The 12,082-nt window shown below is 61.8% G+C and carries 18 protein-coding genes and 1 tRNA gene; 17 read left to right on the top strand and 2 right to left on the bottom strand.

Features of this window, described 5'->3' with window-relative positions:
* Positions 1 to 34 precede the first annotated feature (34 nt).
* The 7 genes from B7X90_RS15795 (at position 35) to B7X90_RS15765 (ending at position 5,179) form a co-directional block, all read left to right on the top strand.
* Positions 35 to 700 (top strand): queuosine precursor transporter, encoded by a 666-nt coding sequence (locus tag B7X90_RS15795; RefSeq protein ID WP_292626002.1) that lies wholly within the window; start codon positions 35 to 37, stop codon positions 698 to 700.
* A 77-nt stretch (positions 701 to 777) separates the two neighbouring features.
* Positions 778 to 1,674 (top strand): acetylglutamate kinase, encoded by an 897-nt coding sequence (gene argB, locus B7X90_RS15790; protein ID WP_292626000.1) that lies wholly within the window; start codon positions 778 to 780, stop codon positions 1,672 to 1,674.
* A 35-nt stretch (positions 1,675 to 1,709) separates the two neighbouring features.
* Positions 1,710 to 2,240, top strand: a complete 531-nt coding sequence (locus B7X90_RS15785) for a hypothetical protein (protein WP_292625998.1) — start codon at positions 1,710 to 1,712, stop codon at positions 2,238 to 2,240.
* 140 nt (positions 2,241 to 2,380) lie between these two features.
* Positions 2,381 to 2,680 carry a YggT family protein gene (locus tag B7X90_RS15780; protein ID WP_292625996.1) on the top strand — a complete coding sequence of 100 codons (300 nt, stop codon included), beginning with the start codon at positions 2,381 to 2,383 and terminating at the stop codon, positions 2,678 to 2,680.
* A gap of 16 nt (positions 2,681 to 2,696) precedes the next feature.
* Entirely contained in the window at positions 2,697 to 3,590 is an 894-nt protein-coding gene (gene folD / locus B7X90_RS15775) for a bifunctional methylenetetrahydrofolate dehydrogenase/methenyltetrahydrofolate cyclohydrolase FolD (RefSeq protein WP_292625993.1), read from the top strand.
* Between the two features lie 176 nt (positions 3,591 to 3,766).
* The gene (locus B7X90_RS15770) at positions 3,767 to 4,555 is read left to right on the top strand and encodes a hypothetical protein (protein WP_292625991.1); all 789 of its coding nucleotides are present in this window, start codon (positions 3,767 to 3,769) and stop codon (positions 4,553 to 4,555) included.
* Between the two features lie 3 nt (positions 4,556 to 4,558).
* The gene (locus B7X90_RS15765) at positions 4,559 to 5,179 is read left to right on the top strand and encodes a MarC family protein (protein WP_292625990.1); all 621 of its coding nucleotides are present in this window, start codon (positions 4,559 to 4,561) and stop codon (positions 5,177 to 5,179) included.
* A 148-nt stretch (positions 5,180 to 5,327) separates the two neighbouring features.
* Here B7X90_RS15765 and B7X90_RS15760 read toward each other — a convergent pair whose 3' ends face one another.
* The gene (locus tag B7X90_RS15760) at positions 5,328 to 5,936 is read right to left on the bottom strand and encodes an LON peptidase substrate-binding domain-containing protein (RefSeq protein ID WP_292626004.1); all 609 of its coding nucleotides are present in this window, start codon (positions 5,934 to 5,936) and stop codon (positions 5,328 to 5,330) included.
* A 14-nt stretch (positions 5,937 to 5,950) separates the two neighbouring features.
* The gene (locus tag B7X90_RS15755) at positions 5,951 to 6,847 is read right to left on the bottom strand and encodes a tetratricopeptide repeat protein (RefSeq protein ID WP_292625988.1); all 897 of its coding nucleotides are present in this window, start codon (positions 6,845 to 6,847) and stop codon (positions 5,951 to 5,953) included.
* 242 nt (positions 6,848 to 7,089) lie between these two features.
* Between B7X90_RS15755 and B7X90_RS15750 the strand changes: the two genes are divergently transcribed.
* The 10 genes from B7X90_RS15750 to B7X90_RS15705 form a co-directional block, all read left to right on the top strand.
* Positions 7,090 to 7,164: transfer RNA gene (locus B7X90_RS15750), tRNA-Gly, on the top strand.
* A 725-nt stretch (positions 7,165 to 7,889) separates the two neighbouring features.
* A complete protein-coding gene (locus B7X90_RS15745; RefSeq protein ID WP_006964003.1) occupies positions 7,890 to 8,054 on the top strand; it encodes a hypothetical protein in 165 nt (54 codons plus the stop codon).
* Between the two features lie 105 nt (positions 8,055 to 8,159).
* Positions 8,160 to 8,585: a hypothetical protein gene (locus B7X90_RS15740; protein ID WP_292625984.1), complete on the top strand. Its 426-nt coding sequence runs from the start codon at positions 8,160 to 8,162 to the stop codon at positions 8,583 to 8,585.
* Positions 8,586 to 9,017: 432 nt separating this feature from the next.
* A complete protein-coding gene (locus tag B7X90_RS15735; protein WP_006964005.1) occupies positions 9,018 to 9,335 on the top strand; it encodes a DUF736 domain-containing protein in 318 nt (105 codons plus the stop codon).
* Between the two features lie 93 nt (positions 9,336 to 9,428).
* The gene (locus B7X90_RS15730) at positions 9,429 to 9,647 is read left to right on the top strand and encodes a helix-turn-helix transcriptional regulator (protein ID WP_013831674.1); all 219 of its coding nucleotides are present in this window, start codon (positions 9,429 to 9,431) and stop codon (positions 9,645 to 9,647) included.
* Positions 9,648 to 9,873: 226 nt separating this feature from the next.
* Positions 9,874 to 10,137 carry a DUF2285 domain-containing protein gene (locus B7X90_RS15725; RefSeq protein ID WP_292625978.1) on the top strand — a complete coding sequence of 88 codons (264 nt, stop codon included), beginning with the start codon at positions 9,874 to 9,876 and terminating at the stop codon, positions 10,135 to 10,137.
* Positions 10,138 to 10,274: 137 nt separating this feature from the next.
* Entirely contained in the window at positions 10,275 to 10,472 is a 198-nt protein-coding gene (locus B7X90_RS15720) for a DUF6499 domain-containing protein (protein WP_292625976.1), read from the top strand.
* Between the two features lie 118 nt (positions 10,473 to 10,590).
* Positions 10,591 to 11,046, top strand: coding sequence for a DUF2285 domain-containing protein (locus B7X90_RS15715; protein WP_292625974.1), 456 nt, complete (start codon positions 10,591 to 10,593; stop codon positions 11,044 to 11,046).
* A gap of 119 nt (positions 11,047 to 11,165) precedes the next feature.
* Positions 11,166 to 11,417: a DNA-binding protein gene (locus tag B7X90_RS15710; RefSeq protein WP_017183363.1), complete on the top strand. Its 252-nt coding sequence runs from the start codon at positions 11,166 to 11,168 to the stop codon at positions 11,415 to 11,417.
* Positions 11,417 to 12,082: replication initiator protein A (locus B7X90_RS15705; protein ID WP_292625972.1), on the top strand; the 666-nt coding region annotated here is incomplete at its 3' end. The genes B7X90_RS15710 and B7X90_RS15705, both read left to right, overlap by 1 nt.

Here is a 12,082-nt window from a genome sequence, read left to right as displayed (position 1 = left end):
TGGCGTGCGGTTAAAAGCGCGCTATCGGCCCTAGATGCACGATAACGCCGCTTCTGCGCCCGCCATCCCCCGTTCTTTGTTCGCCCTGTCGCTGCTTTACGGCGGAATGTGCGTGCTGGCAGGCGTGCTGGGGGTCAAACTCGCCTCGCTCGGCACGTGGCCACTGCTGGGCGATCTGGCGGTGGAATCAGGGATTTTTGCGTTCCTGCTGCTGGTGGTGATGGCCAGCGCGGTGGCGGAACTGTTCGGACAGGACGTGGCCAACAAGCTGGTCCGTTTCGGCTTCGTGCCGCTGATCGTTTCGATGATCCTTTTGACGGTAGTGATCCGCGTGGTGCCCCCCGCCCCGTTCTGGACCGATCAGGACGCCTTTGCCCGCCTGCTGGGCCAGGGCGCGCGGATGCAGTTTGCCGGGCTGATCTCCTATGGCACCTCGCAAACACTCAACGTCTATCTGTTCTCGCGCATCGCAGGCGGACGCGGCAAGATGCTGATGCTGCGCGCATGGCTCGCCTCGATGCTCAGCCAGGTGGTTGATACGATTCTGTTCATCACGATCTCGTTCTATGGGCAGGATTTGCCGATTGTTTCGATCATGCAGGGCCAGATCATTTCCAAACTGGTGCTGTCCACGATCATGGTCCCGCCGCTGATCTGGGTCTTTGTGCAATTGGGCAAGTGGCTGGACCGACCGGAGTAATCGGCCAGCATAATCCACCGCGCCACACGCGATCCTCAATCTTGGATTCTGCAGCTTTTACGCGTAATGGCGCGTGCATGAGCCAGAACCACGACCCCGCCATGCTCGCCAAGGCCGAGACCCTGACCGAAGCGCTGCCCTATCTTCAGCGCTATGCCGGCAAGACGTTCGTGGTGAAATATGGCGGCCACGCGATGGGCGATCCCGAAGCTGCGCGCGATTTTGCCGAAGATGTGGTGCTGCTCAAAGCCGTAGGGATCAATCCGGTGGTGGTCCACGGCGGAGGCCCGCAGATTGGCGCAATGTTGAAGACGCTGGGCGTTGAATCCAGTTTCATCGATGGCCTGCGCGTGACCGACAAGGCCACGGCCGAAGTTGCCGAGATGGTGCTTTCGGGCAAGATCAACAAGGAACTGGTCGGCTGGATCGCAGGCGCGGGCGGCAAGGCCATCGGCATTTCCGGCAAGGACGCAGGCCTCGTCACCGCCACCAAGGTGGAGCGCACCACCAAGGATCCGGGCAGCAACATCGAACGCGTGGTCGATCTGGGCTTTGTGGGCGAGCCGACCGAAATCGACACCAGTATTCTGGATACGCTGAGCGCGGCGGGAATCATCCCGGTGATCGCGCCCATTGGCGTGGGCAAGGATGGCCACACCTACAACATCAATGCCGATACCATGGCCGGATCGATCGCGGCGGCGCTGGGCGCATCGCGGCTGTTCCTGTTAACCGACGTTCCCGGCGTGCTCGACAAGGACAAGAACCTCCTCACCGATCTGCGCCCGGCCGACATCGCACGGCTGGCCGAAGACGGCACGATCAGCGGCGGCATGATCCCCAAGCTGGAAACCTGCGTCCACGCGGTCGAGGCGGGTTGCGAGGCAGCCGTCGTGCTTGATGGCCGTGTGCCCCACGCAATGCTGCTGGAAATCTTCACGGCGCAAGGCGCAGGCACGCTCATCCGCGCCTGAGCGGAACAACAAGGGCTTTCAAGCGTCCGTGCGGGATGACCCGCATTGCGCTTGCTTTCGCTGCCGCTTCGGCGCTCGTCTTCCACCTTGGCGGTTGCCAGAAAGGCCCCGCCTCGCCCTCGCCGGACGCGACGGACGCAGCGGCGCTTGCACCCGCCACGCCCATGCCGGAACTGATACCCACCGAACCGCTGCCGACAGTCACGCCGGGCGAACCCTCGCTCACCCGCGATCCCGTGCAAGCCATGCAGGCGTTTGGTGATGCCATCGAAGCGCGTGACTGGGAGGCCGTGCGCGGCTTCTGGGGTGATTATGGCAAGGCCAGCGGCATGGAAGAGCGCGCCTTTGCCGCCAAGTGGAGTTCACTCCTCGCCCCTGTTGTAACGGTCGGCAAAGGCGATCAGGAAGGCGCGGCGGGATCGCTCTACTACACCGCGCCCGTCACGATCGTGGATGGCCCGCGCACCATCAATGGCGAAGTCACGATGCGACGGGTCAACGATGTGGACGGCGCCTCGCCAGAACAGTTGCGCTGGCACATCGAAAGCACCACGCTCAAACCGTGAAATCTTGCCAATTCCGTATGCAACACATACAGACTGGCCTTATCGCCGCCATCGGGCAGCGAAGGGGCACTTGTGGCACCGGGAGAGGGTCGGCTAGGAGCGGGTTCAAGCTGCCTTTCAGCCGATAGGGAAATGCGCCAATGATGCTCTACACGCTGATCTCGATGATCAACTATCTCGTCAACATCATCGTCATTGTGGTGATCGTCCAGTTCGTGCTTGGCCTGCTGATCTCGTTCAACGTCGTGAACATGCACAACAATGCGGTTGCGGCGATCTGGAAAGCGCTGAACGCCATTCTGGAACCCATGTTGCGCCCCATCCGCAAGATCATGCCCGATACCGGCGCGATCGATTTTTCGCCGATGGTGCTGATCATCGGGCTCAACCTGCTGATGATCCTGCTGAGCGGCATTGCCGCTTCCACGGCGGGCGTCTGAACTTACGGACATTCCCATGACTGCTGACGTAATCGACGGAAAGGCCTTTGCGGCCACCTTGCGCGCCCGGGTGGGTAACCTCGCCACCGCGTTCGAAGCAAAGGCGGGGCGAAAGGCGGGCCTAGCCGTGGTGCTGGTAGGCGAAGATCCGGCCAGCCAGGTCTATGTCCGCTCCAAGGGCAAGAGCACGCTGGAAGCGGGCATGAACAGCTTCGAACACAAGCTGCCTGCCGATACGTCAGAGGCCGATCTGCTGGCCGTGGTCGAAGCGCTGAACGCCGATGCGGCTGTCGATGGCATCCTCGTGCAGTTGCCGCTGCCAAAGCATATCGATGAACAGAAAGTCATCGCCGCAATCAATCCTGACAAGGACGTCGATGGCTTCCACGTGACCAACGCGGGCCGCCTTGCCGTGGGCCAACCCGGCTTCGTGCCCTGCACCCCGCTGGGCTGCCTGACGCTGCTGAAGGACCGTCTGGGCAGCCTGTCGGGCCTTGATGCGGTGGTGATTGGCCGCTCCAACATCGTGGGCAAGCCGATGGCGCAACTGCTGATCGCGGAAAGCTGCACCGTCACCGTGGCGCACAGCCGCACCAAGGACTTGGCCGACGTCGTTCGCCGCGCCGACATCGTGGTTGCCGCCGTGGGCCGCCCGGAAATGGTCAAGGGCGACTGGATCAAGCCCGGCGCGACCGTGATCGACGTTGGCATCAACCGCGTTCCCGGTGCGGTCGAAGGCAAGACCAAGCTGGTCGGCGATGTGGACTATGCCTCCGCCGCCGCCGTGGCCTCGGCCATCACGCCGGTGCCCGGCGGTGTTGGCCCCATGACCATCGCGGTGCTGCTGCGGAACACGCTGGTGGCGGCCTATCGCAACGCCGGGCTGGAGCTGGCCGCCGACGCGGTTTGAGGCGCACACCCCACTCTCCACCCCCGCTCATCCTCAGCCTGTCCAAGGACGTTTGGCACCGCGTGGGATGCTTCGACAAGCTCAGCATGAGCGGGATTTTGGGCAAAGAAGTGCAGATGCACGCACCGCTTGTGAGCGGGGTGGGCATCGCGCGCGCCATCGGCTAGACCAAGTCCATGAAGCGACTGATCCCCCTCGCACTCCTCCTCTGCACCACCCCGCTCCTCGCCCAACCCGCCCCCCCGCCCGAGGGCGAAGGCGGACCCGGACGTCCGCAGCGCGCCTATGCCAACCCCAGCGCGCTGATCGCAGCCGACATCGCCTTTGCCCGCCTCGCCCGCGAAAAAGGCCAATGGACCGCTTTCCGCGAAACCGCTGCCGATACCGCAGAGATGTTCGATGGCAATCGTGTGCCCGCCAAGGCGCTGCTCAAGGACCGCAAGGACCCCGCCGAACCCTACAAATGGGCGCCGCGTGCCGCGTGGATCGCCTGCGATGGCTCGGCCGGCCTGACCATAGGCGGCGCGAGCTATCCCGAGGGCGGAAACGGCGAATACGTCACTGTCTGGGAACGCCAGTTCAAGGGCAAGCAGGCTTGGAAGTGGGTGCTGGACGATGGCGTGGCACTGGCCAAGGCGCTGCCCGAACTGGACTGGGCGCAAGGCACCGTGGCGGATTGCCCTGTGCGGCGCAGGCCCGAGGGTGACGTACGCCCCCAGCCCGGCAGCAAGCGCGAACGCAAGGAGCAGGGCAAGAATGCGCCCGTCCTGCCGCTCGCCGGGCCGCTGCCTGCCAACAATGCGCCCGAAGGATCGGACAGCAAAACCGGCCAGTCCCGCGATGGCAGCCTTGCGTGGCGCTCCACCGTTCTGCCCGATGGAAGCCGCCATCACACCGCATGGATCTGGAAAAACAGCACCATGACGCAAGTGTTCGACCGCGTGTTCCCCGGAAAGGGCGCCTGAACGATGTGGGAACTGTTCATATCGGCCTTCATCACGCTGTTCGTGGTGATCGATCCGCCCGGCTGCGCGCCGATCTATGCAGGGCTCACCGCCAATGCCACAGCGAAGCAGGCGTTCAGCATGGCCCTGCGCGCCTGCCTGATCGCCACTGGCATCCTGCTGGTGTTCGCGCTGTTCGGGGAAGACCTGCTGGGCGCGCTGCACATCGAACTCGACAGTTTCCGCATCGCAGGCGGCATCATGCTGTTCCTGATCGCGCTCGACATGGTGTTCGAAAAGCGCACGGAACGGCGTGAAGAGCGTGCAGAGAAAGTCCGCACTGCGCAGCCTCAGGTGGAGGATGTCTCGGTCTTCCCGATGGCCATGCCGATGCTTGCCGGACCCGGCTCGATTGCCTCGGTCATGCTGCTCACGTCACGTGCAAGCGGCGTTGAGGAAACCGCCATTATCCTCAGTGCATTAGGCGTGGTGATGGTGATGAGCTTCGGCGCGCTGGTCGGTGCCCGCCCGCTGATCCGGGCGCTTGGCTCACAAGTGGAAGCGGTCATCACCCGCTTGCTTGGCGTGCTGCTGGCGGCCTTGGCGGCACAGTTTGTGATCGACGGGATTCAGGCGCAATTCTAAAAATCCTCCCTGTTTTGGCGAAGCCCAGACGGGGAGGGGGACCGCCAGCGAAGCTGGTGGTGGAGGGGTAGACAAAGAACCCCTCCGTCAGCCCTACGGGCTGCCACCTCCCCATTTGTGCTTCGCAAAAACGGGGAGGATCATAGCGTTACTGCAGCGTGACCCGCCCGCCATCGTCGCTATCGCGCTTGCCGAAGAACTGCATCAGTTGCACCAGCAATTCGCAGCGCTCGCCCAGCGTATTGACCTCTAGCAGCGCCTGCTTGGCCGCAGCATCGAACGGGGCGATCTGCGAAACGCCGTTGATCAGCGACATGTCATCCAGCCGTCCGACCGAATCCCAATCGACGGCATAGCCCTGCGCATCGGCAAACTTGCGCGATTCGCGCTCGAACGAGGCGCGCTCGACGGCGCTCAGCGCCTCGTTCATGTCGTCGGTCAGAAGCTCAGCCTCGACCTGACGAAACGGCGTGGTCACTTCCAACTCGCGAATCACGCGGAACCGGGCGACGCCCTCAAGCATCAGATTGTAACGCCCGTCCTCCATCGCCTCGACATCGGCGATCTTTCCCACGCAACCGATGGTGAACAGCGGCGCGCCGGGATCGGCCGATTGTGGCTGGATCATCGCAATGCGCCGATCGCGTGCCAGCGAATCGCTCACCATCGCGCGGTATCGCGGTTCGAAGATATGCAGGGGCAATTGCAGCCCCGGATAGAGCACAGCGCCCGCCAGCGGGAAGATTGAAAGGCGCACAGCCTTCACTACGCTCAGCCGAACAGCACGGTGGAAAGCTTGCGCCGGGTGGCCGAAACCCACGGATCTTCAAGGCCGATAGCCTCGAAGATCTGCAATAGGCGGGCCTTGGCTGCGCCTTCGTTCCACTCGCGGTCCGCCGCAATCATGGCAAGCAATTTGGCCGCCGCCTCGTCCCGCTCACCGGCGGCGTAGAGCGCGTTGGCAAAGGCCAGTTGTGCTTCCATGTCCGCCGGACGTTCAGCCGCAGCCGCGCGCAAAGCGGCCAGTTCGCTTTCCTCAGGCGCATCCTCGGCCAGCGCCAAAGCGGACCGCGCCTGCGCAAAGACCGGGTCATTGGCCATCTCCGGTGCCAGCGAATCAAGCACGCCCTGTGCTTCATCCTTGTGCCCGGCCGCAATCAGCGCGCGCACCAGCCCTGCATGGGCCTGCGCATTATCGGGTGCGATTTCAACGATCTGTGCAAAGACAGCGGCCGCCCGCTCACCATCGCCCTCGGCCAGAATTTCCTCGCCCATCGCCAGCAGCGGCGCAACGTCTTGCGCCGGCTCCCCCGCTTCGATCGGCAGCTTGGCCAGCAACTGGTCGATATATTGCTTCAACTGAGTCTCACCGCGCGCAGGCGTAAGGTCCGCCACCGGCTGGCCCTGAAACATCGCATAGACCGTTGGGATCGAGCGCACCTGGAACTGCGCAGCGATGAACTGCTCCTCGTCGACGTTCACTTTGGCGAGCACGACCCCCTTGTCGGCATATTCCGCCGCCACTTTTTCAAGCACCGGCGTGAGCGCCTTGCACGGCCCGCACCACTCCGCCCAGAAGTCGAGAATGACCAGTTTGGTCATCGAAGGTTCGACTACGTTGGTGCGGAAGCGATCGACCGCTTTCTGTTCGTCCAGGCTTAGCCCCATGCTGGCCAAAGTGCTTCTCCGGTAGGTTCAGGTGCATCTAGGTGCATTTTGGTGCTTCTAGGTGCAGTTCAGGATTTCTCGCACAATGTGGTGATGGCACGCCATTCGGCAAGGGGAATCGGGCATTTGCACAAAGAGTTCGCATCGCCTGCATTTTTGCTGTTGCGCTAATGCCGAGTCGCCGTTAGAGGCCCCAACACCCCAGCCGGACGGGGCATTTCCGACCGGCCAGAAACGCACGAGCGGGCGTAGCTCAGGGGTAGAGCACAACCTTGCCAAGGTTGGGGTCGAGGGTTCGAATCCCTTCGCCCGCTCCAGTTTTTCCAAGCAAAATCAATACTTAACGGCGTAAGCCGAGATTGATTTTCTTGTTACGCGCCTCAAATTTGGCCCCGCGTAACAGTGGCGTAATATGCCGGGAAGTAATGGCCGGATGGCCATAGCGCAGGTTCGGACAGCCGTTTCGGCGTCACCAAAACTCTCCCACTCATTCTCGAACCCCATCGCCTGATAGCGGTGTGGGTTTTCAATCGCCGCCCGCAACGGTTTAGGTTCTGGACGCTGCTGTTGGAAAGTCACTCTGTCCCCAGCGCGGATGCGACTCGATCGGAGCTGAGCGCTTGCTGACCACAGGCAGGTTGCATCTTCTCGCCATGCTTCCACTCAAAGCTGCGGCGCTCCATCGGCATAGGTGCGGGGATGCTCGATCATATGAACCGCAATGCCGGATATGACGATCATGAAATGGCTTCGTGACTGCGATACCGGTCATCATCGTTTTGAAGTGATGCCTAGATCAGCATCGGAGAGAACCGCGAAATTAGCTGGTCGCAATTAGCATAGCTCGAACCGCCGCAGAACCACTCGCTCGCATTAGCCGCTGATCCCTGGGCGCGAAGTCTGTCCTCCTTCAATCAACCCGTGAAGGGTCCGCTACGCGTGCGCGTGCGGCCGCAGCTTTGCTGCGGTGATTGCGGCCAGCCCCCGGCCTGTGGGGCGACTGTCGAGCGGGGTGGTCCCGCTCCTAGGCAGGAGCCGCAACATGCCACTGGCAACCGCACAATCGCTTGGCTGGAACCTCTCCCGGACGCTGATGACGGTCATCGTCCTCATCGAAACCAATCAGGGCTACTTCGTCATCCCCGCTGACGAATTTGACGGTGACCCGGAACAGGTGGTTCGAGAATATGACCCCTTCAGCCGCTAACCTCAGGCACATTTCGCCTTTTCGGCCTGTGCCCTGCCGTGCTATTCTTGCACCGCAGATTGCGCTGAGGAGGTGGTGGCGAGCGCGTCCAGACAAGGGACGCTTATGACCATTTTTCTCATCCTCGGGGCCGTGGCTGGCCTTTATGTGCTCGCGCTGCTCTTCCGCCTCGCCAGCTACGCGCTGCCTGTCTATGCCGGGCTCACGTGTGCTTTCCTGCTGCTCCGCCATGATGTTGGTCATCTCGGAGCAATCCTGGGCGGACTGTCGGCAGGCATTGCTACGCTTCTGATTGGACAGGGCCTCATCGCCTTTGTCCGCTCTCCCATGCTCCGTGTCGGGATCGCGTTCCTCTTTGCCATACCCGCGGGCATCGCCGGGTTTCAGGCCGCGCACGCGCTTGGATCACTGGCAACGGACAACAGCATGCTGCTGGCAATCCTTGGATCCATCGCTGCCATGGCGACATCCCTCTCGGCATGGCGAAGCGTGACGATGTCGGAGCGTGATACGTGCGCACCTCAGGGCTAGCTGGTCCCGCGGGTGGGCAAGCCTCTACAGGCCAATCCATGTCGGCCGAGTGATGGCGTGAGGGGCCAATACCGCCGGTCCAGTCGCTTCCTTTGCTTGGCCGATTTTGAACCGAGGGTTCAGGGCCTGCGTTCACCCGAGCTAGAGCATGCGATCAGCATCTGGCGTCCTTCCCGGCAGAACCGACCAGTACGGCCTCTTTCGATCCGCGCCCATGTCAGCCAGACGCTTCGCTTGGCAGGCTTGCCGCAACGGTGCTTGCCGAACTTTCTTCCCCCGGCGTTCCGCCGTTCCTCGCGAAACAAGAAAGCCCGGCCACACCGTCCTTCGCTAACACTGCGGGCTTACGCTGCGGCGCCTGCCACTGGCTGACCTTTATCCGCGCATCGAGGCCGCACTGGCGCGGTCCCGTCCAACGGAAAGGAAATACCCATGGCAAAGATCGGCAACTTCAAGATGGTTTCGGGCGAACTCCGGGGCCAGATCGTCACTCTCGCCCTTCAGGCCAAATCAGTCAGGATCGTCGCGGAAGAAAACACCAGCGGCAATGCACCCACCCACCGGGTCCTCATCGGTGAAGTCGAAATCGGCGCAGCCTGGAAAAAGCACACCCAGGACGACCGTCCGTACCTTTCGGTGAAGCTCGACGACCCCAGCTTCATGGCACCCATTTTCGCCCAGCTGTTCGAAGCCGAAGACGGCAGTCACGATCTGGTCTGGAACCGCCCGAGCCGCCGCAACGACCATTGAATCGGCCAAGTCATCGCCCGGGTCACTCCGGGCGATGACGAATCCCTAGTATATTGGGTGGCAGTATATTAGGGTTACGCCGACCCACGAAGCATGAGGCTTCGGGAGATTTTTGGGACGAATTTAAGGCGATTGCGACACGCCAGTGGGCTTTCGCAGGAGGAATTGGCGCATCGTGCCGGAATCAACCGAAACTATGTCGGCCTTCTCGAACGCGCAGCCAATTCGCCGACGCTCGACACTATCGAGCGACTCGCAGAAGAACTTGCCGTCGATCCCGTGCGATTTTTCGAAAAACCTGGCGGTCGTTGAACGCAAACCCACCGCCATTCACCGAATCTCAGCAGCAATTTTACAATTTCTGAACTACAACAGGCAGATCATTGCCTCTGGGAATGTTTTGTCCCGGCAATCTGGGCTCGGCATTATCCCGTGCTGGGGATAGCGCACTGCCCGATTGGGAATAAGTTCACCCTGCTTCTCTGCGCGCGTTGCAGGGGCGCAGTCACTAAACAGGTTTTGCTACAAGGAGAGACCCATGTCGGCTCCTGAGTTTGCCGATGAACCACCGCAGTCGAACCGATTGAGCGCTTATGATGAGCGCCACCTTGTCACGTATCTTCGCCTGCTGGATGCCGAAAAGGACGAGGCATCATGGGAAGAGGTGGTTTCGATCATCTTCGCCATCGATCCTGCCAGTGAGCCGGATCGCGCGCGAAGGGTCTATGATACCCATCTCGCCCGCGCCAGGTGGATGACGGAACACGGCTACAAACACCTGATGGCCCCGCGAACCCAATAAAACTGGGCATTTAGCACCAATCTGGCGCAATTGATTGTGCCTTGCCGCGGGGGAGCCCGGAACTGACTCGAGCACTTCTCTCGTCACGGCTCCGACGTGATCGTTCGACTCCAAAAAAACCTCATAGGAGAGGTGCGATGGAGAAGCCGCCCGACTGGCGTTCGGAGAATTACGCCAAAGCGTATGAAAACTATGACCGCACGGATTTCGCGCAGGAATTCCTGCGCCGCAATCCTGAATACCGCGACCAATATGCTGAAGCCGTTGACGCTGCGCCACTCGCGCTGAGTCGTCTGGCCCGGCGCTGGGGGTTGGTCTTTCGCTGCGGACCCTGATCTCCCGGCCCACCATCTCCCGATCATCTGGCACCCATCTACAGCGGCCAGCGTCATCCTTTTGCGCCCGGCTCCTTTCCCTTGCGACGGCTGCAGCCAAGTCGAAATTGTCGGGAGCATGAAATTCGCGGCCCAGCACCGCGATGATGAAGGGCGGCATCTCGTCCTATCGACGGCTAAGCGCCGCTACCGCCTGAATATTTGCGGCGAGACAACAGAGACCGAACCGCTCGCCTATGTTCTTCCGGGCGACGCATTTTGGGAAACACGGAAGGCCGCTGTTTGCGACTTTCATGACCATTGCCATCTCGGACATGTGAAGAAGCTCCCGTTCTGCCTTGCGCCCGGTCCGTCAGAGCACTGGCGTCTGGTCCAATGGCTTCGGTTGCTCGATGCGTTGTCCGGCGGTGCAACCACGCGCGAATTGGCCATCGAACTTATCGCCCGCGATGCCGGGCGATATTCAGCCGCCGAATGGGACACGTCGAGCGAGCGCAAACGGATTGCGCGCTGGCAGCGACAGGCGCTCGCTATGCGCGACGGCGGCTATCTCGCCCTGTTGAGCGGCCACTGATCGGGACATTCGGCAGGGCTGCCCTATGTCCGTTCACCGACAAGCTGCAAGCATCCAAATCTCACCTCCTGCCCGCCTGACCTGTCGCCAGTGTCCGGCATACCATCAGGAGGTTCTCGATGATCGAAATTGCCACATCTGCGGTCCAGCGGTTTCTCAAGACGCCCGACGCTGCCATCCATCTTGGCCTGTCCGCCCGAACGCTCGAGAAACATCGCTGTTACGGAACCGGCCCCGTCTACCGAAAACTGGGTGGGCGTATCGTTTACGCGATTGCTGACCTTAATGCCTGGGCCGAAATCGGCCGCCGAAATTCGACGTCAGATCCTGGCAAAGGTGTTTGCCTCCCCGCGCGTCCGGTGCGGCGCTGATGCGAAGTTCAGCTGCCTCTTCCGCGCATGAAAAACGTGCGCAGCTCGACCTGTTCTATTCGATGCCCGGTGACATTGCCGCGCGCGATGCGCAGGATCTGATGTCGTGGCCCTTCTTCAGCCTTGCCAAGTCGCGGCGCTCCGCACCGATCGACTTCGCAATGGGGGCCACATGGATCTCGGTCGAAGCCGTAGCCGAACACGGCATGGCGACCATCTGGGATGCCGACATTCTGATTTGGGCGGCGAGTCAGCTCGTCGAAGCGCGCGACGAAGGCCGCCCGACATCTCGGCACATCGCCGCCCGTCCGCACGAGATTCTGACCTTCATCGGGCGTGGGACTGGCAAGGACCATTATGAGCGGCTGCGCGCAGCGCTCGACCGATTGCAATCGACTACCGTTGCCACGTCGATCCGCCAGCAGCACCAGCGCCGCCGTCACCGCTTCTCCTGGATCAACGAATGGCGGGAGACACTCGACGACCGTGGCCGAGCCGTTGGCATCGAGCTCATCCTGCCCGACTGGTTCTATGCGGGTGTGCTCGATCGCGGCCTGATCCTGACAATCGACCGCGCCTACTTTGCGCTGACTGGCGGCGTCGAGCGCTGGCTCTACCGTATCGTGCGCAAGCATGGTGGACATCAGCGCGGTGGCTGGAGCTTC

Origin of the sequence: Novosphingobium sp. 17-62-19 (assembly GCF_002256775.1) — a bacterium.
Classification (GTDB): Bacteria; Pseudomonadota; Alphaproteobacteria; order Sphingomonadales; family Sphingomonadaceae; genus Novosphingobium.
This window is presented reverse-complemented; position numbering and strand designations above follow the sequence as displayed.

What these genes read in the sequence shown, in the direction of transcription:
- B7X90_RS15755 (WP_292625988.1), bottom strand. Translation starts at nt 6,847, where the DNA reads ATGGGGCTAAGCCTGGACGAACAGAAAGCGGTCGATCGCTTCCGCACC.
- B7X90_RS15780 (WP_292625996.1), top strand. Translation starts at nt 2,381, where the DNA reads ATGATGCTCTACACGCTGATCTCGATGATCAACTATCTCGTCAACATC.
- B7X90_RS15725 (WP_292625978.1), top strand. Translation starts at nt 9,874, where the DNA reads ATGTCGGCTCCTGAGTTTGCCGATGAACCACCGCAGTCGAACCGATTG.
- folD (WP_292625993.1), top strand. Translation starts at nt 2,697, where the DNA reads ATGACTGCTGACGTAATCGACGGAAAGGCCTTTGCGGCCACCTTGCGC.
- B7X90_RS15745 (WP_006964003.1), top strand. Translation starts at nt 7,890, where the DNA reads ATGCCACTGGCAACCGCACAATCGCTTGGCTGGAACCTCTCCCGGACG.
- B7X90_RS15735 (WP_006964005.1), top strand. Translation starts at nt 9,018, where the DNA reads ATGGCAAAGATCGGCAACTTCAAGATGGTTTCGGGCGAACTCCGGGGC.
- B7X90_RS15785 (WP_292625998.1), top strand. Translation starts at nt 1,710, where the DNA reads ATGACCCGCATTGCGCTTGCTTTCGCTGCCGCTTCGGCGCTCGTCTTC.
- B7X90_RS15770 (WP_292625991.1), top strand. Translation starts at nt 3,767, where the DNA reads ATGAAGCGACTGATCCCCCTCGCACTCCTCCTCTGCACCACCCCGCTC.
- B7X90_RS15740 (WP_292625984.1), top strand. Translation starts at nt 8,160, where the DNA reads ATGACCATTTTTCTCATCCTCGGGGCCGTGGCTGGCCTTTATGTGCTC.
- B7X90_RS15710 (WP_017183363.1), top strand. Translation starts at nt 11,166, where the DNA reads ATGATCGAAATTGCCACATCTGCGGTCCAGCGGTTTCTCAAGACGCCC.
- B7X90_RS15795 (WP_292626002.1), top strand. Translation starts at nt 35, where the DNA reads ATGCACGATAACGCCGCTTCTGCGCCCGCCATCCCCCGTTCTTTGTTC.
- argB (WP_292626000.1), top strand. Translation starts at nt 778, where the DNA reads ATGAGCCAGAACCACGACCCCGCCATGCTCGCCAAGGCCGAGACCCTG.
- B7X90_RS15730 (WP_013831674.1), top strand. Translation starts at nt 9,429, where the DNA reads ATGAGGCTTCGGGAGATTTTTGGGACGAATTTAAGGCGATTGCGACAC.
- B7X90_RS15720 (WP_292625976.1), top strand. Translation starts at nt 10,275, where the DNA reads ATGGAGAAGCCGCCCGACTGGCGTTCGGAGAATTACGCCAAAGCGTAT.
- B7X90_RS15715 (WP_292625974.1), top strand. Translation starts at nt 10,591, where the DNA reads ATGAAATTCGCGGCCCAGCACCGCGATGATGAAGGGCGGCATCTCGTC.
- B7X90_RS15765 (WP_292625990.1), top strand. Translation starts at nt 4,559, where the DNA reads ATGTGGGAACTGTTCATATCGGCCTTCATCACGCTGTTCGTGGTGATC.